The following is a 24199-nucleotide window of genomic DNA, read 5'->3' as shown; positions in this document are numbered from 1 at the left end:
TCAAGCTGCCAAGTGCCCGCCCCGCGGACCGCATTCCCCGGATCGGCGCGTTCAGCACAGACGTGGCGCGCGTCGCAGTCGCATCAGGTGGGAGGCGGCCGCCGCACGGCGCGGCGAGCTCGCCGGCAGCCAGTCCACACAGGTCTGCCAGACGACGACGTCGTCCCGGGCCTCGGGCAGGTGCGCGTAGCGCAACAGCAGCTCCGGACGGCGGCTGCGCAGGACGGCCTGACGCAGCAGCGCCGACACCCGGTCGCGCGCGGTCGCGACGGCGGGAGCCTGGGAGCCGGGCAGGACGGCGCCCGGATAGCGCTCGAGCGCCGACCCCACCGAGCCGCGGGCCAGCAGCCGCCGCACCTGGTCCAGGTCGCTGTCGACCCGGCCCAGAAGTCGATAGGGTCGCGAACCGACGAGGTCCGCTCCCACCAGGCGGCGCAGCCGGGAGAGCTCGGCGCGCACCGTGACCGCGGCGGCCTCACCCGGATGACACTCGGCCGCGAGCTGCGCCGTCGTCCGTCCCTCCCCCGCGACCGCGGCCTCGGCGAGCAGCAGGAACAGCTCGGAGTGGCGCAGCGAGAGTTCGAGCGGTCCCGACGGCAGGGTCAGCCGCGCCCGTTCGCGCCCGAGGACGTCGAGCCGGGGAGCCACGCGCTGCAGCGGAGGCGGGCGACGCTGCAGCTGGTCGCGGTGCTGCCAGCGCAACTCGGACTCCACCGCGGCGACGGTCGCGCGCACCAGGGTGAGCACGTGCGGGCTGGCGACGTGGTCGCCGCCGGTGACGTCGATGGCGCCGAGCAGCAGCCCCGTCACCGGGTCGTGCACCGGCGCGGCCGAGCAGCTCCAGGGCTGGACCGGACGGCGGAAGTGCTCGCTGCCGTAGATCTGGACGGCGTGGTCGACGGCGAGCGCGGTGCCCGGCGCGTTGGTGCCGACGACCTCCTCCGCCCAGCGGGCGCCCTCCACGAAGGCCATACCGGCCGCCTGGCTGCGCAGCCGCGGGTCGCCCTCGACCCACAGCATCCGGCCGCCGGCGTCGGTCACCGCGACGATCATCTTGTCGTCCTCGGCGTCCTCGACCAGCAGCCTGCGGATCACCGGCATGACCGTGGCCAGCGGGTGGGCCTCGCGGTAGGCGATCAGGTCGTCGTCCAGGAGCTCGACCGGCGGCTCACCGCCGTCCGGGTCGACCCCGCTGCCCAGCGATCGCCGCCACGAGGCACGGACGACGTCCCGCACCGCCTCGTCCGGCAGGTCGGCGCCGGTGACGAGCCGCTCGTGGGCAGCGCGCAGCCGCCGGACGTGCTCCGGGCCCGGCCGCCCCTCGGGGAGCGCCAGCCATGGGTTCACGACCGGGGGCACGGGACGCTCCGCCGCCAGTGGCTCATGTCACGGCCATCGTTCCCCGCGACGGCGCTTTCCGCTACAGCCGGGGCGCCCGGGCGGGCAGCAATGCGCGCAGGTCGCGGGCGCGGACGGCGCCCGCCCAGAGGCCGGCGCCGTACGCGAGGTCCTCGAGCCGCCGGCCGACGGCGAGACGGACCGGTCCCACGCGGCGACGCTGCGGCCACCACGCCGTCACCGCGTCCACCGCGGCGACGGCCAGGACGGCATGCCGGGCCCGCCGCGACGCCACGGCCGCGGCCAGCGCGAGCGGCCAGTGGTGCCGGGTGACCGCCCGGGCGAGCGTCCGCCCCGCCGAACCCTGGCCGCGGAGCACCAGCGCGGCGGCGAACCCGAGCGGCAACCGCTCACCCGGTCGCGCCAGCCGCCGGGCCAGCCGCAGCGAGGTCACCGCGAGCACGCCCACCGCGGCGGCCCGACCCCGCCGTCCCCCGGCGAGGGCCAGTGCCCACGCCAGCGCCGACTCGGGCGCCAGCACCACCGGGGCGACCGCGCCACCGTGCCGGGCGGCGAGCAGCGCCGCCCCTGTGCCGTAGAAGGCGCGCCGCCGCAGCCAGGGGCCGACGCGCCCGAGGTGGTCGTGCGCCACCTGGGCGGCCGGCTCGTACCGCACCCGCCAGCCGACGCCGGTCAGGCGCCAGATCAGGTCGACGTCCTCGGCGACCCGCATCGTCTCGTCGAAGCCGTCGCCGAGCGCGCTCCGGCGGGCGAGCAGCGCCGCGCTCGGCACGTAGGAGACCGCCGACAGCGGGCGGACGGGGGCCGGCTCGGCGCCCATGTCCAGCGCGCTCGCGGCCGTCTCGTAGGGCGCGAGCCAGCCCGTTGCACCCCGCAGGGCCACCACGCGGGGGGCGACCGCCGCCAGGCGCGGGTCCGCGAGGTGCGCCCGGAGCGTCTCCAGCCAGCCGGTCACCGGCACGCAGTCGGAGTCGAGGAAGACGACGAACTCCGTGGTGGCCGCCCGGAGGCCGGTGTTGCGCGCGGCGGCGGGGCCGCGGGCGACCTCGTGCCGGAGGACCGTCACCCCCGGGGCGACCACAGGCACCACCGACCCGTCGTCGACGACCACGATCGGCAGGGCGGCGGTGACCGGGTCCTCCCGCAGCGCCACGAGCAGGCGCGCCAGCCCGTCGGGGCGGTCGCGGACCGGGATCACCACGGTGACGTCGTCCGTGCGGCTGGGCAGGAGCTCCGGGACGGCGAGGCCGGCGTCCAGGAGCAGCCCCGCGAGCTGGGCGCCGACCGCGTCCCGGACGTCGACCCGGTCACCGGCGAGCAGCGTCCGCGCCCGGGCGGACAGCCGCATCAGCCGCAGCGGGGAGCCCCCGAGCAGCGCGCCGTCCGGCCGCCGCCGGACCGTCGGCAGCAGCCGGACGGCGAACCCGTCGGGCAGCCGCTGGTCCGGGGCCGCCGGGATCATCGCCCTGCCAGCACCTCGGCGGTCGTCGTCACCCACACGAGCGGGGCGTAGAGGCTCATCACCCGCAGGGCGCGCTCGTGGTCGTCGTCGGAGGACCCGGCGCAGGCGTCGCTGACCACGCGGACGGCGACACCCGCGTCCGCGGCCGGCAGCACCGTGGAGATGACGCAGCAGTCGGTGGCCACGCCGGCGACGGTGAGCGGGCCCTCCCCGACGATCGCGGCGAGCTCCGGCCCCCACTTGCCGAACGTGGTCAGGTCGATCACCGGCGCGGACCCGGGGTCCTCCACGAGGCCGTAGAGCGGCGCGTCCGGCGATTGCAGCGCGAACGGGAAGGTGGCGTAGTACTCCTTCCACGCGCCGGCGGGACGATCGGGCGCCACGAAGCGGGTCCAGACCACCCGCTCGCCGAAGGCGTCGACGAGCCGGCGGATGCGCGGGCGGATCTCCGCGAAGCGCGGCGCGCCCCAGGGCGAGTCCTCGTCGCCGAAGACGTGCTGCAGGTCGATGACGACGAGCCAGCCCTCCGGGGTCATGCGGGCAGCTGTTCCTGGGCGCGGACCGCGGACCGCCGCAGCACGAATGTGCCGGCCAGCCCGATCAGGAAGGCGAGGAGGACGCCGAGGTTCGCGTAGGCCCACGCGCCGTCCTTGCCGCCGAGGCCGAAGGCCCCCAGCAGATAGCCCTGCCAGTTCAGCCAGCCGGCGTAGGTGTTGGTCACCAGGCCCCAGCCCAGGACGGTGCCGACGATCAGCAGGACGAGCGGCACCGGCTGCACGCTGCCGTAGCGACCCCGGGGATCGAACAGCTCGGGCTCGGCGTAGTCGCGCCTGCGCAGGGCGATGTCGGCCAGCATGACGCCGCACCAGGCGGCGACCGGCACGCCGAGCGTGATGAGGAAGCCCTGGAACGGCCCGATGAAGTTGTCGGCGAAGAAGACGACCGCGATCGTGCCCAGCACCATCAGCGTGCCGTCGATCGAGGCGGCGACCGGGCGGGGCACGCGCAGGCCGGCCGCGAGCAGCGACAGCCCGGAGGAGTAGATGTCGAGCAGCGCGCCGCCGATCAGGCCGAGCACGACGACCAGGATGAACGGCACGAGGAACCAGGTCGGCAGGATCGTGCCCAGCGCCCCGATCGGGTCGAAGCCGATGGCGGTGGACAGTTTGCTGTCCGAGCCGGCCAGCAGCAGCCCGGCGACCAGGAGGACGACCGGGGCCAGGGCGCCGCCGAACGTCGTCCAGCCGACGACGCCGCGGGTCGAGGCCTGCCGCGGGAGGTACCGGGAGTAGTCGGCGGCGGCGTTGACCCAGCCGAAGCCGTAGCCCGTCATGGCCAGCACCAGCGCCCCGATGAACGCCGCGGTCGACCCGCTGGGCAGGCCGGACACCGCCGACCAGTCCATGTGGTCGGCGACCAGCACGATGTACACGACGGTCAGGACCCCGGTGATCCAGGTGATCACGGCCTGCATGCGCATGATGACGTCGAAGCCGAGGACGCCGCCGGCCACGACGAGCGCGGCGACCACGAGGAGGGCGACCAGCTTGGTCGCCGTCCCGCCGCTCCAGCCCAGCTGGTCGAAGACCTGCGCGGTCGCGAGCGTCGCCAGCGAGACCAGCGCCGTCTCCCAGCCCACCGTGAGCACCCACGAGAGCAGCGAGGGCACCCGGTTGCCGTTGACGCCGAAGGCGGCGCGGCTGAGCACCAGGGTCGGGGCCGAGCCGCGCTTGCCGGCGATCGCGACGAAGCCGCAGAGCAGGAACGACACGACGATGCCGACCACGCCGGCGACGATCGCCTGCCAGAACGAGATCCCGAAGCCGAGCAGGAACGAGCCGTAGGCCAGGCCGAAGACGCTGACGTTGGCGCCGAACCAGGGCCAGAACAGCTGGCGCGGGGCACCCTTGCGCTCGGCCTCGCTGATGACGTTGATGCCGTTGGTCTCGACGGCGACCCGCGGTGTGGGCGCCTCGCGGACCGCGTCCACCGCCTCGGGGGTCGACTGGTGCGCCATGGGCGGGACCTTAGCGGCGGCCGTCCCGTCAGCCGGCCAGGCGGCCCGTCCGGTCGACGTCCCATGTCCCGGCGGCCGTCACCAGCCGCTCCACCACCGCGGCGAGCAGGCCGGCGCCCTCGTCGGCGGAGGCGCCGGTGGGGTCGCCGAGCACCCCGGTCGGGCTGACCGACCGCACCCCCTCGGCGCGCAGCCGGGGCAGGAGCGCAGCGATCGGCGTCGTCACGCCGGCGACGGCGCGGTCCCCCGCCACCCACTCCGGTTCCACGTGCAACATCAGTGACGTCTCGGCCCGCCCGGCATGCGCATCGCCACCGGGCACCCCGCACGGGAACCAGGCGACGTCCCGGCCCTCGGAACGCAACAGGGGGACGGCGGCCCGCAGCGCGTCGAGGTTGCCGCCGTGCCCGTTGACCAGCAGCACCCGTGCGGCCCAGCGGCAGGCCGACCGGCCGTACTCGACCAGCAGGCCGGTCAGCGCCTCGGTGCCGATCGAGATCGTGCCGGGGAATCCCTCGTGCTCGCCGCTGGCGCCGTACGCCAGCGCCGGTGCGAGCAGGACGCCGCCCATCGACGCCACCGCCGCCTCGGCCGCTGCGCAGGCGACCGCCGTGTCGGTGCCCAGCGGCAGGTGGTGACCGTGCTGCTCGACCGAGCCCAGGGGGACGACGAGCACCGGCGCCTCGGGCAGGTCCGGCCAGGCGGCACCGGCCAGCGAGGTCATCCGCCCAGCCTATTCAGCGTGGCGTGACCCGTTCGGCCCCCCGGGTGTCGGCCACGACCGGCCTGGGCATCGGCACCTCATGACGACCGACGACACGCGCAAGGTGGCCGAACTGCTCAAGGGTGAGCGCTTCGGCTTCCTCACCACGATCACCATGGACGGGCGCCTGACCAGCCGCCCCATGACCCTGCAGGAGGTCGAGTTCGACGGCGACCTGTGGTTCTTCGCCGAGCGCGACTCCAACCCCGTCCAGCACATCGAGGCCTCCCCCGAGGTCAACCTGGGTGCGGGCTCCGGCGGCAGCTGGGTGTCGCTCAGCGGTGACGCCGAGATCGTCGATGACGCGGCCAAGAAGCGCGAGCTGTGGAACAGCGCCGTCGAGGCGTGGTTCCCGCAGGGCCCGGACGACGACAGCGTGGTCCTGATCAAGGTGCACGCCGACTCCGCGGAGTACTGGGACACCCCCGGCGGCCGGCTGGCGACGGCCTTCAGCTTCGCCAAGGCGAAGCTGACCGGACGGCGGATCGAAGGCGGCGAGAACGAGAAGGTCGACCTCTGACCCGGCCCCTCAGCGGGCGACGGACAGCGCGGTGCCGCAGCGTTCGGCCGGCTCGGGGCGGGCGAACAGGTAACCCTGCGCCTGCGCGCAGTCCAGGTCGCGCAGGGTCAGTCGCTGCTGCTCGGTCTCCACGCCCTCGGCGACGACGTCCAGTCCGAGGGTGCGGGCCAGCTCGACGATCGACGTGATCAGCGTGGTCGCCGAGCGGCCGGTCGGCAGGTCGCTGACGAAGCTGCGGTCGATCTTGATGATGTCGGCGGGCAGGTGCCGGAGGTAGGACAGACCCGAGAAGCCGGTGCCGAAGTCGTCGATCGCGATGCGGATCCCCAGGGCGCGGAGGGCCTCGAGCTGGGCGACCACGGCGTCGACGTCGCGCACGAGCACGCCCTCGGTGACCTCCAGGGTCAGCTGCGCCGCCGGGAACCCGGTCTCCTCGAGGGCCGCGACGACGTCGGCGACGACGTCGCCGTCCTGGAACTGGCGCGGGGAGAGATTGACCGCCATGCGCAGCGGCGTCGCGGTCTCGGCGGTCCACGCCACGCCCTGCCGGAGCGCCTCGCGGAGCACCCAGCGGCCGATCCCGGTGATCGCGCCGGTCTCCTCGGCCAGCGGGATGAACTCGACCGGCGGCACCAGCCCGCGCACGGGGTGGTGCCACCGGACCAGCGCCTCGAACCCCGTCGTCCGCCCGTCGGTGAGCCGAACCGTGGGTTGGTAGTGGACGGCGAGCTGCCCGCCGGCGGCCGCGCAGGCGAGGTCCTGGGCCAGGTCGGCGCGGCGCCGGGCCGCCTCGGCCATGCCGTCGGCGTAGGCGACCATCCGGTTCTTGCCCTGGGCCTTGGCCAGGTACATCGCGAGGTCGGCGTTGCGCAGGAGTGCGCCGGCGGTGCGATCGCCGGTGTCGCCCGACGAGGCCAGGCCCACGCTGCCGCGCACGGTGACGGTGCCGTCGTCCATGGGCACCGGGAGAGCCAGGGCGGTCAGCACCCGCTCGCCGACGGCACGGGCCACGTCCGGTCCGCCCTGCACCACGACGGCGAACTCGTCCCCACCGAGGCGCGCGACGACGTCGCCGGGACGCACGCACCCGCGCAGCCGCTCGGCGAGCACCAGCAGGAGGCCGTCCCCCTCGGCGTGCCCACGGCTGTCGTTGACGGCCTTGAAGTCGTCGAGGTCGATGAACAGCACGCTGACCGCGCCGCCGCGCTGCAGGACGCGGTGGGTGATCTCCTCGAGCAGCGTCCGGTTGGCGAGCCCGGTGAGCGGGTCGCTGAGCACCTGGTCCTCGTTGAGCCGCCACGCCGCCAGGTGGGCGAGACTGGCGGCCAGCACGAAGGCGCCGTGGATGCCGGCCCAGACCCAGGGGTTGTGCGCCGCGGCGTGGCTGAAGACGACGTGCGGGTAGAGGGTGCCGAGGATGCCGTGGTGGGCGATCACGATGACCAGGGCGACCCCGTAGGGCACCCAGTCCTGGTACAGCGAGACCACACCGACCATGACGAAGAAGATGAAGTGCGATTCGGTGACGCCCTGCCACAGGTGCACCAATGCCGCCGACGCGGCCATCAGGCTGACCGTCGTGGCCGCCGCCTGGCCCTTCCGGCCGAGCGTGGAGAGCGTGCCGAGCCAGGCCGGACCCCCCACCGCCACGAGGACGACGACCGCGGCGGGCTGCCCGTAGCCGCGCGCCCACGCGAACAGCACGAGCAGGGCCGAGGAGAGGAAGCACAGGCGGACGATCGCCCGGTGGCGCCGCGCCCACACGGCCTCGGGCAGCAGACGCCCCTCGGGCAGCAGGCGCACGGCCCGGCTCCGCAGCTCGGGGATCACCTCTACCGCATCGACCCGTTCCGGCACCGCCTGGAGCCGAAGAGCTCGAGTTCACCCCTCGGAGGCAGCCGTGCCGGCCGGTGGATCAGTCCGTGAAGACGGCGGTCAGTGCCGCAGCGACGTCCCGATGGTCGCGGATCGGCCGGATCCGGCCGCGGCCGATCCGCGCCAGGTCCCGACCCAGGTCGCGATCGACCTCTCCCGACGTGTCCAGCAGGACGTCGAGGCGGGGCAGTCGCGCGGCGGCGAGCCGCGGATCGGGGCCGGCGTTGTGCACGCAGTCGCTGAGCAGGAGGACGCGGGCATCCCGTGACGGGACGCCCGCGAGCTGGCGGCCCGCGGTCTCCAGGGCGAAGGAGACGTTGGTCAGCCCCTGCGTCGGCACCCGCAGCAGCAGATCCAGGACGGCGAGCGGCGCGACCTGCTCCCCCGGGCGCACGAGGACGGCGGCATCGGACCAAAAGGCGACGACCGACAGCGTGTCGCGGGCCAGCTCGCCGGCGAGCGCGCCGACGGTGGCCGCCGCCGCGCGCACCCGCTCGCCCTTCATGGACCCCGACACGTCGACGACCAGGACCACGGATCGGCGCTGACGCACCCGCTCCCGGACGACGACGTCGGTCTCGTCGGGGTACGGGTTGCCGGCGATCGCCTCGAGAGTGCGCTCCAGGTCGAGCTCGTCCGAGCCGGCGCTCCACGGCCGGCTGACCAGCTCCCCGACTCCACGGCGCGGCCGGCGGTCCCGGCGCGCTCGCGGGACGGCGAGGCGGCGGGCGATCTGCCGCGCCCGCGCGCGGGTGGCCCGGTCGGCGGTGGACTCGGCGTCGAGGTCGGCGAGCGGGATCAGCTCAGCGGGCTCGTCCGTCGTCCCCGCGTCGCTGCCGCCGGGTCGGGACGGACCGGTCCGCGACCGCCGCCGGTCGCCGGAGGACAGCGCAAGCCCACCGCCTCCCGGGTCCGGCTGGTACAGGGACGGTTCCTCGGTGAGCTGCTTCGGCCTGCGCCGCAGCGGGCGCATCGCCCGGGGCGACCCGGCACGGTCGCGCCGGGTCACGGGCGAGTCGGCCTCGACGGCCCTTCAACCGGGGTCGGCCGCCGCGGGCTGCAGCAGGAAGTGGTCCTCCCAGATCTGCCGGAGCACCGCCTCGGGCGTCGCCTCCAGCGCCTCGTCGACGACGATCCGTCCGGACAGCGCCAGCAGCATCGCGTCCCAGACGACGGCGGTGTACTCCTCGGGGAGGCCGCGCGGCGGGGCGACGGAGGGTTCGTCGGGCAGCGGCACGCCCCGCATCGCGCCGAGCTGCGCGGCGACCAGCGCGAGATCGATCGCGCCGCGGACGCTGCTGCCCTGCCCGACGTCGTCGCGTTCCCGGGTGGCCCGGGTCAGCGCGACCGCGTCGGCGATCAGCCTGCGCGACTCGATGCCGGTGCGCCGGCCGACGATGCCGCGCTCGGCCACGGCGTCCTGGTGGCCGATCGCCAGCCGCACCATCCGGTCGTGCACCGAGCTGGACAGCCGCGTCGTGCCGATGTTGTCGTAGGGGTTCATCGAGGCGACCAGCCGGAAGGTGGGCAGCGCCTCCACCGTGCCGACCCGGGGGATGGCGATCCGCCGCTCGGCCATCGCGGTGAGCAGCGTGTTGAGGGTGTCCTCCGGCGCGCGGTTGAACTCCTCGACGTACAGGAAGCCGCCGGTGCGCATGGCCTCGACCAGCGCCCCGGCGACGAAGTTGCCGGGCGTGTAGTCCTCGCGCAGTACACGAGCCGGGTCGTGGTGGCCGACCAAGCGGGTGGGCGTCAGGTCGGCGTTGCCCTCGACGAACAGCAATGGGATGCCCCACTCGGCGGTGATCGACCGCAGCAGCGTCGTCTTCGACGTCCCCGGCGGGCCCTCCAGCAGCACGTCGCGACCGGCGGCGACCGCGGCGAGCAGCAGGTCCAGCTCGCGTTCGCGGCCGACGAGGTGCCGGGCCACGCGGCCGCGCAGCTCGCGCACGGTGGCGGCGTCGCCATGGGTGACCCGGGCGCCGGTGATGGCCCGGTCCGGGACGGGGGCGTGGATGTCGTCCATGGTCTCCTCGGTACCCGCAGCGGGCGGGGCGGGATGCGTCCCCGCCCGGCCCGCTGCGTGTCGTGCCCGTCGCGGCTACTGGATGGCGGCGCCGGCGTCGACCGACAGCTGCGTGCCGGAGATGTACCGGGCCTCGTCGGAGGTCAGGAACAGCACGGCGTGCGACACCTCCACCGGATCGATGAACCCGATCCCGAAGGGGTTCAGGCCGCCGAATGCCGGCTCGGCGTCCTCCAGCGTCGGGTGCTCGAGGTCAGGCCGGAACAGCCTGTAGGTGGTCTCGTTCTTGACCATGGGCGTGTCGATGGCGTTCGGGTGGATGGTGTTCACCCGGATGCCGTGCTGCCCCATCTCGTTGGCCAGCACCTTCATCAGGCCCACGACGCCGTGCTTGGTGGTCGTGTAGGCCGCGACGTTGGCCAGCCCCTTGAAGCCGGCCAGCGAGCTGATGATCGTGACCGAGCTGCCCGCGCCCGCCTCGAGCAGGTGCGGCGTCGCGGCCTTGATCGTGTGCCAGACGCCGGTCAGGTTGATGTCCATGAGGTCCTGCCAGGACTGCTCGGGCACCTTGTGCGTCTCCGTGCCGAACGTGAAGATCCCCGCGTTGGCGACCACCGAGTCCAGCCGGCCGAGCTCCGCCACTCCCTCGTCGACGGCCTTGGTCAGCGCCTCGATGTCGCGGACATCGGCCTGCTTGGCGACGATCCGCCGGTCGAGCGCCTCGACCTGGCGCACGGTCTCGGCCAGGTCCTCCGGGGTCGCCCCCTCGTAGAACGCCGGGGTCACGCTGCCGATCGGCGCGGCGATGTCGACCGCGATGATGTCGGCGCCCTCCTGCGCCAGCCGCACGGCGTGCGACCGGCCCTGTCCGCGGGCCGCTCCGGTGATGAGTACGACCTTGCCCTCTACGCGTCCTGCCATCGTGGTTCCTCTCCTCTCGGCGCCCCGCGGGCACCGCTCGAGGACGTGCCGGGTCTCCGGCACGTCCCTCGGGCTTGTCGGTTCAGGCGGTTACTTGGTGTTCCAGCCGGCGTCGACGCGGTGGGTGCCACCGGTGACGTAGCGACCGGAGTCGGCCGCCAGGTAGAGCACGGCCTCGGCGACGTCCTCGGGCTGGATCCAGGGGATCGGCAGCAGGTTGAGGGTCTCGAACACCGGCGCGACGTCCTCGCGGGTCGGGTTCTCCAGGTCGGGGCGGAAGAGCTTGTAGGCGCTCTCGTTCTGGATCAGCGGGGTGTCCACGTTGGTCGGGTGCACCGAGTTGACCCGGATGCGATCGGCCGCGAGCTCCTGGGCGAGGACCTTCATCAGCCCGACGACGCCGTGCTTGGCCGCGGTGTAGGCCACGGTGTTCGGGTTGCCCCGGAGGCCGAGGGCGGAGCTGATCAGCACCAGCGCCCCGCCGTCACCGGTGCGCTTGATGTGCGGGATGGCGGCCTTGGCGGTCAGGAAGACGCTGGTGAGGTCGACGTCGACGACGTCCCGGAAGGCCTGCGCCGGGTACTCCTCCACCGGCACGTTGGGGCCGCCGATGCCGGCGACGGCCACGGCGATGTCGAGCCGGCCCAGCTGGGCGACGCCGTCGGCGAGACCCTTGGTCAGCGCGTCCTCGTCGGTGACGTCGGCCTGGTAGGTCACGATGCGCCGGTCCTGCTCCTCGACCAGCTTCACGGTCTCGGCCAGGTCCTCCGGCGTGGACACCGGTGCCTGCGCGCTCTTGATGGGACCCAGGATGTCGACGCCGATGATGTCGGCGCCTTCCTGCGCGAGCTTCACCGCCGTCGCCCGGCCGATTCCTCGTGCCGCACCGGTGACGAATGCGACCTTTCCCTCGAGCTTGCCCATGACAGTTCCTCTCCTCCTGGCGCCCTCGGCGCCGTTCAGTCGGGTTCTGGCCTCTCGCTGTCCCAGCGGGGGATCAGATCTCGGCGACCCCGTCGGGGGTCGACATCGCGTACACACGCATATAGATGAACGTTCAACAAACGCCGGGTATTCCCGCCGCGCGCCCTACTTCGTGGCGTAGCCGGCGTCCACGGGCAACTGGATGCCGGTGATGTGGCGGCCGGTGTCGGCAACGAGGAAGAGGATCGCCTCGCTGATCTCCTCGGGCTCGACCCAGGCGACGGGCAGCAGGTTCGTCTGCGCGAACGCCGGCTCCGCCTCCTCCTTGGTGATCGTGGCGGGGTCGCGGTCGGGGAAGAAGACGGCACGGGTGAACTCGTTCTGGATCATCGGCGTGTCCACGTTCGTGGGGTGGACGGTGTTGACCCGGATCCGGTACTGCGCCAGCTCCATGGCCAGCACCTTCATCATCCCGACCAGCCCGTGCTTGGCCGCGCAGTAGTGCACGATGTTGAGCACCCCGCGCAGGCCGCCGACCGAGCTGACCAGCACGATCGCCCCGCCGTCCTCGTTCGCCCGGAGGTGGCGGATCGCCGGCCGCACGGAGTGGAAGACGCCACTGAGGTTGATGTCGATCATGTCGTGCCACATCTCGTCCGACATCTCCTCGGCCGGGGCGAACGAGGCGATCCCGGCGTTGGCGATCACGATGTCCAGCCGACCGAGCTCGGCCACGCCGTCGTCCACCGCCTTCTGCACCGCGGCGCTGTCGCGGACGTCGACCCGGCCGGCCAGGATCCGCCGGTCGTGCGCCTCGACCTGGCGGACCGTCTCGTCCATGTCGGCCTGTGTCGCCAGCGGATAGCCGACGCTGCCCACGTCGGCCAGCGCATCGATCGCGATGACGTCGGCGCCCTCCTGGGCGAACCGGACGGCGTGCGATCGCCCCTGCCCCCGGGCAGCCCCGGTGATGAACGCGACCTTTCCCTCGAGCCTGCCGGCCATGCGTCAGCCATCCGTCCTGGTGCCGGTGCCGGCACCGATCAGTAGGGACCTCGGTCGCCTCGGGTGGGTGACCGTGCTCGTGGCCGGCGCGCGTCAGCTCAGGTCGACACCCGCCAGGGGGGACTCGTCGCAGATCTTGCCGGGGATCGAGGGCATGCCGAGGAGCGTGGGCTGGCCACGCACCGGACCGCTGTGCGAGTGGTCGATGTGGCTGCGCGGTGCGACCAGCTCGAGGTCACGATCGGCCAGCGCGGTCTCGCCGTAGCCCTGCACGCACTCGGGGTCCGGGCCGTCCAGCGGCAGGCCGGTGAAGAACTTGGCCGCCATGCAGCCGCCGCGGCAGGCGTCGAAGTGCGTGCACCGGGTGCAGGCGCCGCCGGTCTGCGGGCTGCGCAGGTCGGCGAACAACTCGCTGGACTGCCACACCCGCCGGAACCCGCCCTCGTCGCGGACGTTGCCGGCGAGGAAGTTCTCGTGGATGGCGAACGGGCAGGCGTAGACGTCGCCGACCGGGTCGATCAGGCAGACCACGCGCCCGGCCCCGCACAGGTTCAACCCGGGCAGGGCCTCCCCCAGCGCGGACAGGTGGAAGAAGGAGTCCCCGGTGAGCACCTGCTCCCCGTTGGCCAGCAGCCAGGCGTAGAGCTCCCGCTGCTGGGCCTGGGTCGGGTGCAGCCGGTCCCAGACGTCGGCACCGCGGCCCGACGGCCGGAAGCGGGTGATCCGCAACTGGGCGCCGAAGTGGTCGGTCAGTGCTTTGAACTCGTCGAGCTGGCCGACGTTCTCGCGGGTGACCACGACGGAGACCTTGAAGTCCTTCATCCCCGCCTCGGCGAGGTTCTCCAGCGCCCGGGTGGCGGTCGCGAACGAACCGGTGCCACGGACGGCATCGTTCACGTCCGCGGTGGCCCCGTCCAGGGAGATCTGGACGTCGACGTAGTCGGTGCGCGCCAGCTGCTGCGCCCGCGCCCTGTCCAGCTTGATGCCGTTGGTCGAGAACTTGACCCCCACGTCGTGGCCGACGGCGTAGTCCAGCAGGTGCCAGAAGTCCGGCCGGACCGTGGGCTCGCCACCGCCGACGTTGACGTAGAAGACCTGCATCCGCTGGAGCTCGTCGATGACCGCCTCGGCCTCGGCCGTGGACAGCTCCCGAGGGTCACGCCGTCCCGAGGAGGACAGGCAGTGCACGCACGCCAGGTTGCACGCGTAGGTGAGCTCCCAGGTCAGGCAGATCGGCGCATCCAGGCCGTACTCGAACTGGTCGATCAGCCGGCCACCCGCAGGGCGTTCGGCTGCAGGGCGGGACGGCAGGACGGCGGTCACGGGACCTCCCGGGGCTCGATCATCGCGGAGCGGGCGAGATCGCCCAGTGCCTTCACGTACGCCGCACGCTGGGTCTCGGGCACTCCGCAGGCGGTCAGGGTGACCGTCGCGCTGGGATGCTCCTCGAGGCTCTCGACGACGCTGACCAGCGTCTTCGACTTCAGGAAGGACAGCTTCCGGTTGCCGAAGTGGTAGACGAGCGCGCCGAACGGCTCGGGCCGCAGCGCCACCGAGCGGGCCCTCTGCCACGGCAGGTCCGGATCGAACCGGACCTCGCCGGGCACGACCGCGGCCGACACCGTCGGGCCGAGGCTCAGTAGACGCCGCACATGCCGTCGATGGAGACCTCCTCGACGAGCGACTCCTCTACCAGGACCTCCTCCGCGGCGGGGGCCGGGCCGTCCTGGATCTCGGTGGCGGTCTGCGTCTCGGACATGGGGACTCCAGGTGATCGGGGTCACGTGTGGGTGTCAGCGAGGCTAAGGACACCCAGTGCCAGGAAGCAATACGAACTGGTGTCGCGGTCTCCCGCCGACCGTCGCGCCCCGGCAGGATGTGCCCGTGACGGAGACGGAGACGGAGACCCGGCCGTCCGGCGTGCCCGCCGAGGGGACGCGGGCGCGGGTCGAACGCGCGGCGCTCGACCTGTTCACGCTCCGCGGGTTCGAGAACGTCACCACCGACGAGGTGGCCGACGCGGCGGGCATCAGCCGCCGGACCTTCTTCCGGTACTACGCCACCAAGGCCGACGCCGTGTGGGGCGACTTCGCGGCGCACGTGACCCGACTGGAGGCCCGGCTGGCCGAGGCGCCGCCGGATCGGCCGGTGCTCGCCGCGGTCTGCGCGGCCTACGTCGCGGTGAACGACTACGCCGACGCCGAGTTGCCGTTGCTGCGCGAGCGGATGCAGCTGATCCTCACCGAGCCGGCCCTCCTGGCGCACTCGCAGGTGCGTTACGCCGCCATCGACCGCGTCGTCGCGCACTACGTGGCCGCCCGGACCGGCGCCTCCCCCACCGGCCTCGCACCCCGGCTGGTCGCCGCGACCACGCGGGCCGCCGCGACGACGGCGTTCGAGGCCTGGCTGTCCGATGAGCGGCCCTCGCTCGGCAGCCACCTCCACCTCGCCTTCGACGAGATCACCGACGGGTTCCCGAGCCTGCGCGGCTGACGCTCCCGCCCCTCCGTTCTGCGGTCGAGCCACCACCGCACGAGGTGTTCCTCACGACGGCCGGGGTACCGTGGCACTCAGTGCCACGGTGGGCCGCGGCCTGCCGGACGGAGGCGGCCGGCGATACGGTCGCCGCCATCCCACGACAGCGAAGGACGGCGGAGCAGCATGGCTAACGCATGGTTCGAGTCGGTGGCCGAAGCGCAGCGACGGGCGAAGAAGCGCCTGCCCAAGGGGGTCTACGGGGCGCTCGTGGCGGGGTCCGAGCGTGGGCTCACGGTCGAGGACAACCTGGCGGCGTTCGCCGAGCTCGGCTTCGCTCCGCACACGGCCGGGCTGTCCAACGAGCGGAACATGGGCATCACGGTGATGGGCCAGCAGGTGTCCATGCCGATCCTGATCAGCCCGACCGGCGTCCAGGCCGTCCACCCCGACGGTGAGGTCGCCGTCGCGCGGGCCGCGGCTGCGCGCGGCGTGGCGATGGGCCTGTCATCGTTCGCCAGCAAGCCGATCGAGGAGGTCGTGGCCGCCAACCCGAAGACGTTCTTCCAGATGTACTGGGTCGGCGACCGGGACGAGATGGCCGCCCGGATGGAGCGCGCACGCCGGGCGGGCGCGGTGGGTCTGATCGCGACGCTGGACTGGTCGTTCGCCTACGGCCGCGACTGGGGCAGTCCGTTCATCCCGGAGAAGATCAACTTCGAGGCGGTGCGCCGCTACGCACCGCAGGTGATGCTGAAGCCCCGCTGGCTGCTGGACTTCGCCAAGACCGGCAGGATCCCCGACCTCACGGTCCCCAACATGGTCGCCACTCCCGGAGAGCAGGCGCCGACCTTCTTCGGGGCCTACGGGATGTGGAACCAGTCGCCCATGCCGAGCTGGGAGGACGTCGCCTGGCTGCGCGAGCAGTGGGGCGGTGAGTTCATGCTCAAGGGCGTCATCCGGGTCGACGACGCCAAGCGTGCCGTCGACGCGGGGGTCACCGCGATCTCGGTGTCCAACCACGGCGGCAACAACCTGGACGGGACGCCGGCCTCGATCCGGGCGCTGCCTGCGATCGCCGAAGCGGTCGGCGACCAGGTGGAGGTGCTGCTCGACGGCGGCATCCGGCGCGGCGGCGACGTCGCCAAGGCCCTGGCCCTGGGCGCGAAGGCCGTGATGATCGGACGCGCGTACCTGTGGGGTCTGGCGGCCAACGGGCAGGCGGGGGTGGAGAACGTGCTCGACCTGCTCCGCGACGGCCTCGGCTCGGCGATGATCGGGCTCAGCCACTCCTCGGTCACCGAATTCACCAGGAGCGACGTCCTGATGCCGGACGGCTTCGAGCGACAGCTGGGCGAGGTGGCCGTCACCAACGCGCTGCTGAGCAGCTCGCCGGCCCGCAGCCGCAGCCGGGAGGCGTGATCCCGGCACGGGTGGCGGCGCGCGCCGCCACCCGTGGTCGGCCGATCAGAAGTACTGCATGCCGCCGTCCACCGAGAGGTGCTCGGCGGTGATGAACCGCGCCTCACCCGACAGCAGGAACGCCACGGCGTCGGCCATCTCCTCCGGCTCACCCCAGGCCGGCTCGATGAACGTCGTCCCCATGGCGGCGAGCTTGGGGTTGGTGGCGTTGGTGCGCTCGATCTGGGTCATCATGTCGCCGCCGCCCATCGGGGTGTTGACGCCGCCCGGGTGCAGCGAGTTGACCCGGATGCCGTGCTTGCCCAGCTCGGCGGCGAACGCCCGCGTCATGCCGGTGACGGCGTGCTTGCTCGCGGTGTAGTGGATCATGAACGGCTGCATCTTCTTGCCGGCGTAGGAGCTGGTCAGCACGATCGCGCCGCCGTTGCCGCCCGCGATGATGTGCGGGGCGCCCGCCATGACGGTGTTCCACACCCCGACCACGTTGATGTCGATGGTGTCCTGGAACGTCTGCGGCGTGATCTCGTCCCAGGTCTGCGGGATGCAGATGCCGGCGTTGGCCACGATCAGGTCGAGCCGCCCCAGCTCGGCGACGCCGCGCTCGACGAACGCCTTCATGCCGTCCAGGTCCCGCGTGTCGCCCTGGTGGGTCAGGATCCGCCGGTCGAGCGCCTCGACCAGCTTCGCCGTCTCCGCCAGGTCGTCGGGGGTGGCCGAGTCGTAGGGCACACCCGCGGGCAGCGGGCCGGCGACGTCCAGGGCGAGGATGTCGGCGCCCTCCCGGGCCAGGCGGACGGCGTGCGCGCGGCCCTGCCCCCGCGCCGCTCCGGTGATGAAAGCAACCTTGCCAGCGAATCGTTCGGCCATGGTGCAGCTCCAGTCGGGGGAGTCGACGACCCGCGTCCGCGGGTCCCCACCACCATCCCACCGGCCGTCGGACCGCGGATCCCGTCAGGCGGGGGAGGGCCATCCCCCACCGAATGGCGTCGGCGGCGCGCACGTCGGATAGTGCTCCATCAAATGACGAACGATGGAATGTCCGTCCGGCGCGCAGGCCGGCGCCGCTCGGCAGGCGAGGCACGGGCCTCGGTCCCGGCGCCCCGGGCCGTGCGCGAACCGGACGACGTCGCACTCGTGCTGGGGTGGCTCCGGGGTCTGTCGACGCACGAGGACGACGCGGCGGAGCTGGCGGTCGCCGTCCTGCGCCGGGCGCGGGACGGCGGCCCGGCCTGCGTCGCGTCCGCGAGCCGCCGGACGCGGCTGCAGTTCCTCACCGTGCAGGCCGTCCTCGGGCGGCGCGGCGCGGTCTGAGCGGCCCCGCCGACCGCACGATCCGGTCCGGACGGACGACGACCCGGGTGGCGCCTCGCAGCCACCCGCGCAGGATGCCGGCCGGGTCCTCGATGCTGACGAGTGTCCCGTCGGCCCGTCGCACGACCAGCCCGTCGCCGGCCCGGATCTCGGCCGCGTCCGCTCCCAGCACGTCGTCGAGCCGGCAGCGTCGTCCGTCGACGAGGACCTCCGGCTGCGGGACGAGCGTGCCGGCGAGCCGCCGGCCTGCTCGGCCGCGCCGGTCGACCTCCGGCCCCCCGGTCAGCGGCGGGGTCCGACTGTCGGTCGCCAGCCGGGACACCGCCGGGATCCGGCGGACGACGGCCAGCACACCGCGGCGCAGCGCGTTCCCAGGGCGGCCGCCGCGGGTCATCAGCCGGCCGAGCAGCTGGGCGATCCCGATGAGCGCGCGGGCGTGCGCCTCCCGCTCCGCCTGGTAGCTGTCGAGCAGGTTCTCCCCCGCCTCCCCGGACAGCACGGCCGCCAGCTTCCAGGCCAGCTGGTGCGCATCGCGGAGCCCGAGGCCCAGGCCCTGCCCGATGAACGGCGGACTGAGGTGCGCCGCGTCGCCGGCGAGGAGCACCCGCCGGTCCCGCCAGCGGTCGGCGACCTCGGCGCGGTACCTGTACTCGACCGCGCGGACGATCTCGACGGCGGCCGGATCCACGGGCGCCAGCAGCGGGGCGAGCCGGTGCGGAGCCGTCGCCTCGGCCACGGTCTCCCCGGCCGCCAGGCGCGCCTCCCAGCGGTAGCGCTCGCCGGTCACCGGCATGAACGTCGCCGGACGGCGGGAGTCGCACACCTGGTGGACGCCCGGCCAGATCGGCAGCGGCTCGGCCGCCCGGACGTCGAGCACCAGCCAGCGGTCCGGCGGGCCCAGCCGCCGCATCGACGACCCGATCAGGTCGCGGACCGTGCTGCCGGCCCCGTCGCAGCCGAGCACCACGGCACCCCGGACGGACCGGTCCGAACCGCCGTCGCGCACGGCGAGCGTGACGCCGTCGTCGTCCTGGGTCAGCCCGGCCACCTCGACGCCGCGCCGCACCGTGATCGCCGGTTCCGCCTCGGCCGCGGCAGCCAGCACCTCCTCGAGGTCGGGCTGGTGCACCTGCGAACCCTGCGGCCACCCGTTCCCACCGGCCCGGGGGTCCCGGCGGAACTCGGCGAGCACGCGGTGCCGGCCGTCGAGCACGCGCAACCCCGCGAGCGGACGGCTGCGGGCCTGCACCTCCTCGGCGACCCCGGCCGCCTGCAGCACGCGGAACACCTCGTCGTCCAGGTGCACGGCCCGGGGCAGGGGGTAGGGCGCGGGATGCTTCTCGAGGACGACGACCGACAGCCCCCGCCGGGCGAGCAGCAGCGCGGCGGTCAGCCCGACCGGCCCGGCGCCCACGACGACGACCGGGTCCGTGCGCACGACGTCAGTCTCGCCGGACGTTGCACGGGATGCGCCGGCCGGCCCACAAGGTTGCAGAGCACTTTCCCCGGTGTGACCTGAGCCATAGCGTGCAGGGGCAGGCATGCGTGTCCCGCGCGTGCGGAGAAAGGCCCTCGACGACGAGGGCGACGAGGAGGTCCCTGTGCCCGTCAACACCCGTGGCGCGATCATGCGTTCGGCTCCCGGCTCGTGGGAGGTCGTCGACCTCGTCGTCGACGACCCGCAGGAGGGGGAACTGCAGGTCAAGCTGGCCGCCTCCGGGCTGTGCCACTCCGACGACCACATCGCCACCGGCGACATGCCCGTCGGCAAGTACCCCTTCCTGGGCGGCCACGAGGGTGCCGGCGTGGTCACCAAGGTGGGCCCCGGCGTGAAGGGCTACGAGGAGGGCGACCACGTCGTCTTCTCGTTCCTGCCCGGGTGCGGCCGCTGCCGGTACTGCGCGAACGGCCAGCAGTACATCTGCGACTCCGGCGCGAACCTCCTCGTCGGGTCCCGCTGGGACGACGCGACGAGCTTCCGGGTGAAGACCGCCGACGGCGAGGAGGTCGGCCAGATGTGCGGGCTCGGCACGTTCGCCGAGATCACGACCGTCGACATCCGCTCGACGGTCAAGATCGACAAGAGCATCCCGCTCGAGGTGGCCTGCCTCGTGGGCTGCGGCGTGGGCACCGGCTGGGGCACCGCCGTCCAGGCCGGCGAGGTGCGGGCCGGCGACACCGTCATCGTGATGGGCGTCGGCGGCATCGGCATCAACGCCGTCCAGGGCGCGGCGAACGCCGGGGCCAGCCACGTGATCGCCGTCGACCCGGTGGCCTTCAAGCGCGAGAAGGCGATGGAGCTCGGCGCGACCGAGACCTTCGCGAGCATCGAGGAGGCGGCCGACTTCGCCCGCAGCGTCACCAACGGCCAGGGCGCGGACAAGGCGCTGGTCACCGTGGGCGTGCTGAAGGGCGAGCACGTCGCCCAGGCGTTCGACGCGATCGGCAAGGGCGGCCGGGTGGTCATCACCGGCCTGGGCGACCTGACCGACGTCGGCATCCCGATCAATCCCAGCATGCTGGCGCTGTTCACCAAGGAGATCCGCGGGGCGCTCTTCGGCGACCAGAACCCCAGCTCCGACATGCAGAAGATGCTCCGGCTCTACCAGGAGGGGAACATCAAGCTCGACGAGCTGATCACCACGCGCTACTCGCTCGACGACATCAACCAGGGCTACAAGGATCTGCACGACGGCAAGAACCTGCGCGGCGTCATCGTCTACGACAGCTGAGCAGGAGACCCCGCTGAGCACCACCGCCGCCGCCCGGCTCGACGTCGGCGGCATGGTGCGGGTCGCCCGGGACAGGGTCGTCGCCCGCCTCCGCGAGGCGGAGGTCGTGGCGGCGGCCCTGTCCGCCGGGCGCAACGTCATCCTCGAGGGGCCGCCCGGCACCGGGAAGACGACGCTGCTGCGCTCGCTGGCCGACGGCGCCGGCGTGCCGCTGGTGCTCGTCGAGGGCAACGCGGAGCTCACGCCCACGCGGCTGGTCGGCCACCACGACGCCTCGCGGGTGCTGGCCGAGGACTACCGGCCGGAGAACTTCGTGCCGGGGCCGCTCACCCGGGCGATGACAGAGGGCGCGCTGCTCTACGTCGAGGAGTTCAACCGCGTGCCCGAGGAGACCATGAACGTCCTGCTCGGGGTGCTCTCGGAGCGCGAGATGCACGTGCCGCGCTTCGGCCGGGTCGCCGCCCGGCCGACCTTCCGGCTGGTGGCGGCCATGAACCCGTTCGACGCGGTCGGCACCGCCCGGGTCACCCCGGCGCTGTACGACCGCTCCTGCCGGGTGGCCATGGGCTACCAGGACGAGGACGCCGAGCGCCAGGTCGTCGCCGCCGCGACCGGGGCGCCCGGACCGCTCGTCGCCCGGGCGGTGCGCGCCGTGCGGATCACCCGCGACCACCCGGAGCTCCGCCTCGGCGCCTCGGTGCGCGGCGCCATCGACAGCGTGCTGATCGCCGTGGAGCTCGCGACCGTGCGGGGGACGGCGGCCGACGAGGACGGCACCGGGCTCGACGCCGCGCTCGCCGCCCTGACCGGCAAGGTCACCCTCGCCGACGGCGTCGCCCGGCCGGTCGAGGACGTCGTCGCCGACATCTGGCAGCGGGCCGGTGAGGAGCCGGGAAAAGCCTGACGCCCGGGGAGGAGGCGCCCGGGCCGGCGTCTCCCGGAGCTGCACCCCCCGGCGGCCGCGCCCCGCAGGTGGTCGAGGACCCGGAGGCGGTCGAGGAGCTGCTCCGCTCGCAGGCGGCCCGGCGGAGCAGCCGCGACCAGCTCTCCCGCAGCAATCCGGACTTCGACGCCGTCTCACCGGAGGCCGGTGAGCTGGACGCCGCCGCGGTGGCCGACCTCGCGGCCCGCGACCCGGACGCCGCCGCCCGTGTGCTCGCGGCCGCAGCCCGGGCGTTCGACCCGCGCCTGCGGGCAGCCGCGCGGACGCTGGCCGCCCGGCTCCCGATGGGCACGCCGCGCCGCGGCACCCCGGACCGGCCCGGGACCAGCCGGGTGGTGACCCGGCAGGAGCCGACCGGCTCGGACGTCGACCTGGACGCCACCCTCGCCGCGCGCGGCGCCGAACCGCACTGGCGGGCCGAGCACCTGCACACCCGCGGCTGGCGCTCGACCGGCCGCGCGACGGTGCTGCTGGTGGACGCGTCCGGCTCGGTGGCCGGCGACGAGCTGGCCGCCGCCGTCCTGACCGCCTCGGCGCTCGTGCAGCGGATGCGGCCGGGCGACGAGCTCGGCGTCGTCGCCTTCTGGTCGACCGCGGTGGTCCTCCGGCCGCTGTCGGCCGACCCGCGGGTCGACGTCGTCGTCGACCGGCTCTGCGACCTGCGGGGAGGCGGCACCACCGACCTGGAGCTGGCGCTGCGCACCGCGGCCGCGCAGATCGCCCGCTCGCGGGCGGCCGACCGGCAGGTGCTGCTGCTGTCCGACGGGATCCCCACCGAGAGCCCCGACCCGGTGAACGCCGCGTCAGCCCTGGCCCGCATCCCGGCGCGGCTGCAGGTGCTGGCGCTCTCACCGGAGGAGGAGGCGATGGCCTCCTGCGCGGCGCTGGCCGCGGCCGGCGGCGGCCGGGTCGCCGCGCTGCACCGGCCGAGTCAGGCGCCGGGCGCCGTCCGGGAGCTGCTCGGCTGAGCGACGTCGTCCCCGACGAACAGCATCGCGGGGCCGAGCCGCAGCACTCCGCCGGTCTCCGGCGCACACCGGATGCCGCCCCGGCCGCGCATGCCGCGGTGCGCTCCCGGCGCCAGGACGACGTCCATCCAGGCGCACGGGTTGGCGGGACGCCCGCCCCGCAGGACCACGACGCCCTCGCCGCAGTCCAGCGCGAAGGTGCGGCCGCGCAGGCTCTCGACGTCCACCCCCCGGAGGACGACGTTGCGCCGGGTGAGCAGCGGGTCGAACGGCGGCACGCCCAGATCCGCGGCCAGCGCGTCGAGCGGTTCGGCCGCGATCACGGTCACCGACGCGTCGCGGTGCGCGGGCCGGCCGGCGTAGCGGTCCCCCACCACGCCGAAGCCCGCCCGGATCTCCAGCCGGTCCCGCCGATCAGCGGCCTGCTCCGGCACCGTCGTCCCCGGCCGGCCGTCGTAGCGGTGCCGGGGCGCGGCGAGCAGCCCCACCACCGCCACGACGTGCAGGTCGGGCCCGCTCAGGGCTGCGTCCGGTCGAGGAGGCCGTAGTCGCGGGCCTCGTCGGCCGTCAGCAGCGTCCCGGCCCGCATGTCGGCGGCGATCTCGTCCGCCGGTCTCCCGCAGGCCTCGGCGATCCGGTCCTGCAGGCGGCGCAGCTGCCGGGCACGCCCGGCGGCAAGGGTCTCGAGCTCGCGGCCGTGGATGCCGTGCGGCGAGCGGGGCTCGCAGAGGTGCACGGTGGCGTGGCGGCCGGCGATCCGGCGATCGGCCACCGCGAGGAGCGCGACGGCCGGGCCGGTGAGCGTGGCCAGGCAGGTGGCGTGCACGGGTGCGCCCATGAGATCGAGCGCGTCCACCAGGGTCAGTGCGGCGTCCAGATCGGCGCTCACGCCCGACAGGCGCAGGCTCACCGGTGCGTCGCCGTCGGCGTCGAAGAGCGCGAGGGTGGCCACGGCCCGGTTCACCGTCTCGGCGTCGAGCTCGCCGGCCAGGGCGAGCACCCGCTGCGCCAGCAGTCGCTCCCCCAGCGGGTCCTGCATCCCGATGGTCAGCGAGGCTGAGGCCGTCGATGGGGCGCCGGGGACCGGCCGCGGACCGGGGAGCCAGGGGGACGGCGGCGGAGCGGGAGGCTCGGGCGGCTGCGGCGGAAAGGGGTTCGTGCCCAGGGGTCGGCTCATCGTTCCTCCTCGAAAGATCGGACCTGCCAGTCGACGGTGCGGCCGAGCGCGGCCGCGTAGCGCTCCAGCGTGGACAGCCGTGCGTCCAGCTCGCCGCTCTCCAGGCGAGCGACGGCCGACTGCGACGTCCCCATGCGCGCCGCGATCTGCGTCTGGCTGAGCTCGCTCTCCCGGCGGGCCCGGACCAGCTCCTCGATCAGCTCGTGCCGGCGCTCCGACCGGGCTGCGAGGCCCGGGAAGTTGCTGCGTCGCGGCGTCGACGACATAGCGGAAAAGGTATCCCTTCTCCGCTATGCCGG

Annotated in this window: 26 protein-coding genes; 7 read left to right on the top strand and 19 right to left on the bottom strand. The window is 73.9% G+C overall.

Features of this window, described 5'->3' with window-relative positions:
* Nucleotides 1-51 precede the first annotated feature (51 nt).
* From AC2H4J_RS23500 to mftE, 5 genes are all read right to left on the bottom strand, one after another.
* The gene (locus AC2H4J_RS23500) at nt 52-1359 is read right to left on the bottom strand and encodes a sigma-54-dependent transcriptional regulator family protein (RefSeq protein ID WP_487467348.1); all 1308 of its coding nucleotides are present in this window, start codon (nt 1357-1359) and stop codon (nt 52-54) included.
* A 61-nt stretch (nt 1360-1420) separates the two neighbouring features.
* Entirely contained in the window at nt 1421-2821 is a 1401-nt protein-coding gene (gene mftF / locus AC2H4J_RS23495) for a mycofactocin biosynthesis glycosyltransferase MftF (RefSeq protein WP_487467347.1), read from the bottom strand.
* On the bottom strand, nt 2818-3357 hold the full coding sequence (locus AC2H4J_RS23490; protein ID WP_487467346.1) for a cysteine hydrolase family protein: 540 nt from the start codon (nt 3355-3357) through the stop codon (nt 2818-2820). Before AC2H4J_RS23490 ends, mftF begins: the two co-directional genes overlap by 4 nt.
* Nucleotides 3354-4838 (bottom strand): purine-cytosine permease family protein, encoded by a 1485-nt coding sequence (locus tag AC2H4J_RS23485; protein ID WP_487467345.1) that lies wholly within the window; start codon nt 4836-4838, stop codon nt 3354-3356. Before AC2H4J_RS23485 ends, AC2H4J_RS23490 begins: the two co-directional genes overlap by 4 nt.
* A 28-nt stretch (nt 4839-4866) precedes the next feature.
* Nucleotides 4867-5562, bottom strand: a complete 696-nt coding sequence (mftE, locus tag AC2H4J_RS23480) for a mycofactocin biosynthesis peptidyl-dipeptidase MftE (RefSeq protein ID WP_487467344.1) — start codon at nt 5560-5562, stop codon at nt 4867-4869.
* A 79-nt stretch (nt 5563-5641) separates the two neighbouring features.
* On the opposite strand from mftE, the gene AC2H4J_RS23475 reads away from it, so the two are divergent.
* Complete coding sequence (locus AC2H4J_RS23475) at nt 5642-6121, top strand: pyridoxamine 5'-phosphate oxidase family protein (protein WP_487467343.1); 480 nt, start codon at nt 5642-5644, stop codon at nt 6119-6121.
* A 9-nt stretch (nt 6122-6130) separates the two neighbouring features.
* On the opposite strand, the gene AC2H4J_RS23470 is transcribed toward AC2H4J_RS23475, so the two are convergent.
* The 9 genes from AC2H4J_RS23470 to mftA all read right to left on the bottom strand — a co-directional run bounded on the left by AC2H4J_RS23470 (nt 6131) and on the right by mftA (nt 14631).
* Complete coding sequence (locus AC2H4J_RS23470) at nt 6131-7978, bottom strand: putative bifunctional diguanylate cyclase/phosphodiesterase (protein WP_487467342.1); 1848 nt, start codon at nt 7976-7978, stop codon at nt 6131-6133.
* 58 nt (nt 7979-8036) lie between these two features.
* Entirely contained in the window at nt 8037-9005 is a 969-nt protein-coding gene (locus AC2H4J_RS23465; RefSeq protein WP_487467341.1) for a vWA domain-containing protein, read from the bottom strand.
* A gap of 24 nt (nt 9006-9029) precedes the next feature.
* Nucleotides 9030-10022 carry an AAA family ATPase gene (locus tag AC2H4J_RS23460; RefSeq protein ID WP_487467340.1) on the bottom strand — a complete coding sequence of 331 codons (993 nt, stop codon included), beginning with the start codon at nt 10020-10022 and terminating at the stop codon, nt 9030-9032.
* Nucleotides 10023-10097: 75 nt separating this feature from the next.
* The gene (locus AC2H4J_RS23455) at nt 10098-10943 is read right to left on the bottom strand and encodes a mycofactocin-coupled SDR family oxidoreductase (RefSeq protein WP_487467339.1); all 846 of its coding nucleotides are present in this window, start codon (nt 10941-10943) and stop codon (nt 10098-10100) included.
* Nucleotides 10944-11033: 90 nt separating this feature from the next.
* Nucleotides 11034-11867, bottom strand: coding sequence for a mycofactocin-coupled SDR family oxidoreductase (locus tag AC2H4J_RS23450; protein ID WP_487467338.1), 834 nt, complete (start codon nt 11865-11867; stop codon nt 11034-11036).
* Nucleotides 11868-12032: 165 nt separating this feature from the next.
* On the bottom strand, nt 12033-12872 hold the full coding sequence (locus tag AC2H4J_RS23445) for a mycofactocin-coupled SDR family oxidoreductase (RefSeq protein ID WP_487467337.1): 840 nt from the start codon (nt 12870-12872) through the stop codon (nt 12033-12035).
* 93 nt (nt 12873-12965) lie between these two features.
* Nucleotides 12966-14195, bottom strand: coding sequence for a mycofactocin radical SAM maturase (gene mftC, locus AC2H4J_RS23440; protein WP_487467336.1), 1230 nt, complete (start codon nt 14193-14195; stop codon nt 12966-12968).
* Nucleotides 14192-14524: a mycofactocin biosynthesis chaperone MftB gene (gene mftB, locus AC2H4J_RS23435; RefSeq protein ID WP_487467335.1), complete on the bottom strand. Its 333-nt coding sequence runs from the start codon at nt 14522-14524 to the stop codon at nt 14192-14194. The genes mftC and mftB overlap by 4 nt, the downstream gene beginning before the upstream one ends.
* A complete protein-coding gene (gene mftA / locus AC2H4J_RS23430; protein WP_487467334.1) occupies nt 14509-14631 on the bottom strand; it encodes a mycofactocin precursor MftA in 123 nt (40 codons plus the stop codon). Before mftA ends, mftB begins: the two co-directional genes overlap by 16 nt.
* 125 nt (nt 14632-14756) lie before the next feature.
* Here mftA and mftR point away from each other — a divergent pair, with 125 nt between their 5' ends.
* Nucleotides 14757-15365, top strand: a complete 609-nt coding sequence (gene mftR, locus AC2H4J_RS23425) for a mycofactocin system transcriptional regulator MftR (protein WP_487467333.1) — start codon at nt 14757-14759, stop codon at nt 15363-15365.
* Nucleotides 15366-15533: 168 nt separating this feature from the next.
* The gene (gene mftD, locus AC2H4J_RS23420) at nt 15534-16769 is read left to right on the top strand and encodes a pre-mycofactocin synthase MftD (protein WP_487467332.1); all 1236 of its coding nucleotides are present in this window, start codon (nt 15534-15536) and stop codon (nt 16767-16769) included.
* Between the two features lie 45 nt (nt 16770-16814).
* Here the strand turns inward: mftD and AC2H4J_RS23415 are convergent, their stop codons facing one another.
* Complete coding sequence (locus tag AC2H4J_RS23415; RefSeq protein ID WP_487467331.1) at nt 16815-17636, bottom strand: mycofactocin-coupled SDR family oxidoreductase; 822 nt, start codon at nt 17634-17636, stop codon at nt 16815-16817.
* A 240-nt stretch (nt 17637-17876) separates the two neighbouring features.
* Between AC2H4J_RS23415 and AC2H4J_RS23410 the strand changes: the two genes are divergently transcribed.
* Complete coding sequence (locus AC2H4J_RS23410; RefSeq protein WP_487467330.1) at nt 17877-18080, top strand: hypothetical protein; 204 nt, start codon at nt 17877-17879, stop codon at nt 18078-18080.
* Here the strand turns inward: AC2H4J_RS23410 and AC2H4J_RS23405 are convergent.
* Nucleotides 18040-19518: a bifunctional 3-(3-hydroxy-phenyl)propionate/3-hydroxycinnamic acid hydroxylase gene (locus AC2H4J_RS23405; protein WP_487467329.1), complete on the bottom strand. Its 1479-nt coding sequence runs from the start codon at nt 19516-19518 to the stop codon at nt 18040-18042. The two genes, AC2H4J_RS23410 and AC2H4J_RS23405, sit on opposite strands and share 41 nt — an antisense overlap.
* Nucleotides 19519-19621: 103 nt before the next feature.
* On the opposite strand from AC2H4J_RS23405, the gene AC2H4J_RS23400 reads away from it, so the two are divergent.
* From AC2H4J_RS23400 to AC2H4J_RS23390, 3 genes are all read left to right on the top strand, one after another.
* Nucleotides 19622-20812, top strand: a complete 1191-nt coding sequence (locus tag AC2H4J_RS23400; protein WP_487467328.1) for an NDMA-dependent alcohol dehydrogenase — start codon at nt 19622-19624, stop codon at nt 20810-20812.
* Nucleotides 20813-20864: 52 nt separating this feature from the next.
* On the top strand, nt 20865-21716 hold the full coding sequence (locus tag AC2H4J_RS23395) for an AAA family ATPase (RefSeq protein ID WP_487467327.1): 852 nt from the start codon (nt 20865-20867) through the stop codon (nt 21714-21716).
* Nucleotides 21717-21784: 68 nt separating this feature from the next.
* Nucleotides 21785-22723: a vWA domain-containing protein gene (locus tag AC2H4J_RS23390; protein WP_487467326.1), complete on the top strand. Its 939-nt coding sequence runs from the start codon at nt 21785-21787 to the stop codon at nt 22721-22723.
* On the opposite strand, the gene AC2H4J_RS23385 is transcribed toward AC2H4J_RS23390, so the two are convergent.
* From AC2H4J_RS23385 to AC2H4J_RS23375, 3 genes are read right to left on the bottom strand one after another with little or no spacing between them, the layout of a single operon-like run.
* Complete coding sequence (locus AC2H4J_RS23385) at nt 22687-23220, bottom strand: MOSC domain-containing protein (RefSeq protein WP_487467325.1); 534 nt, start codon at nt 23218-23220, stop codon at nt 22687-22689. The genes AC2H4J_RS23390 and AC2H4J_RS23385 overlap by 37 nt on opposite strands.
* Nucleotides 23221-23240: 20 nt before the next feature.
* Nucleotides 23241-23900 (bottom strand): ClpP family protease, encoded by a 660-nt coding sequence (locus AC2H4J_RS23380; protein ID WP_487467324.1) that lies wholly within the window; start codon nt 23898-23900, stop codon nt 23241-23243.
* Entirely contained in the window at nt 23897-24166 is a 270-nt protein-coding gene (locus AC2H4J_RS23375) for a helix-turn-helix domain-containing protein (protein WP_487467323.1), read from the bottom strand. Before AC2H4J_RS23375 ends, AC2H4J_RS23380 begins: the two co-directional genes overlap by 4 nt.
* Between the last annotated feature and the right edge of the window lie 33 nt (nt 24167-24199).

Source organism: Blastococcus sp. OS1-29 (genome assembly GCF_057628075.1).
Note: the sequence above shows the minus strand (reverse complement) of the source record. Positions and strands in the feature narration are given on the sequence as shown.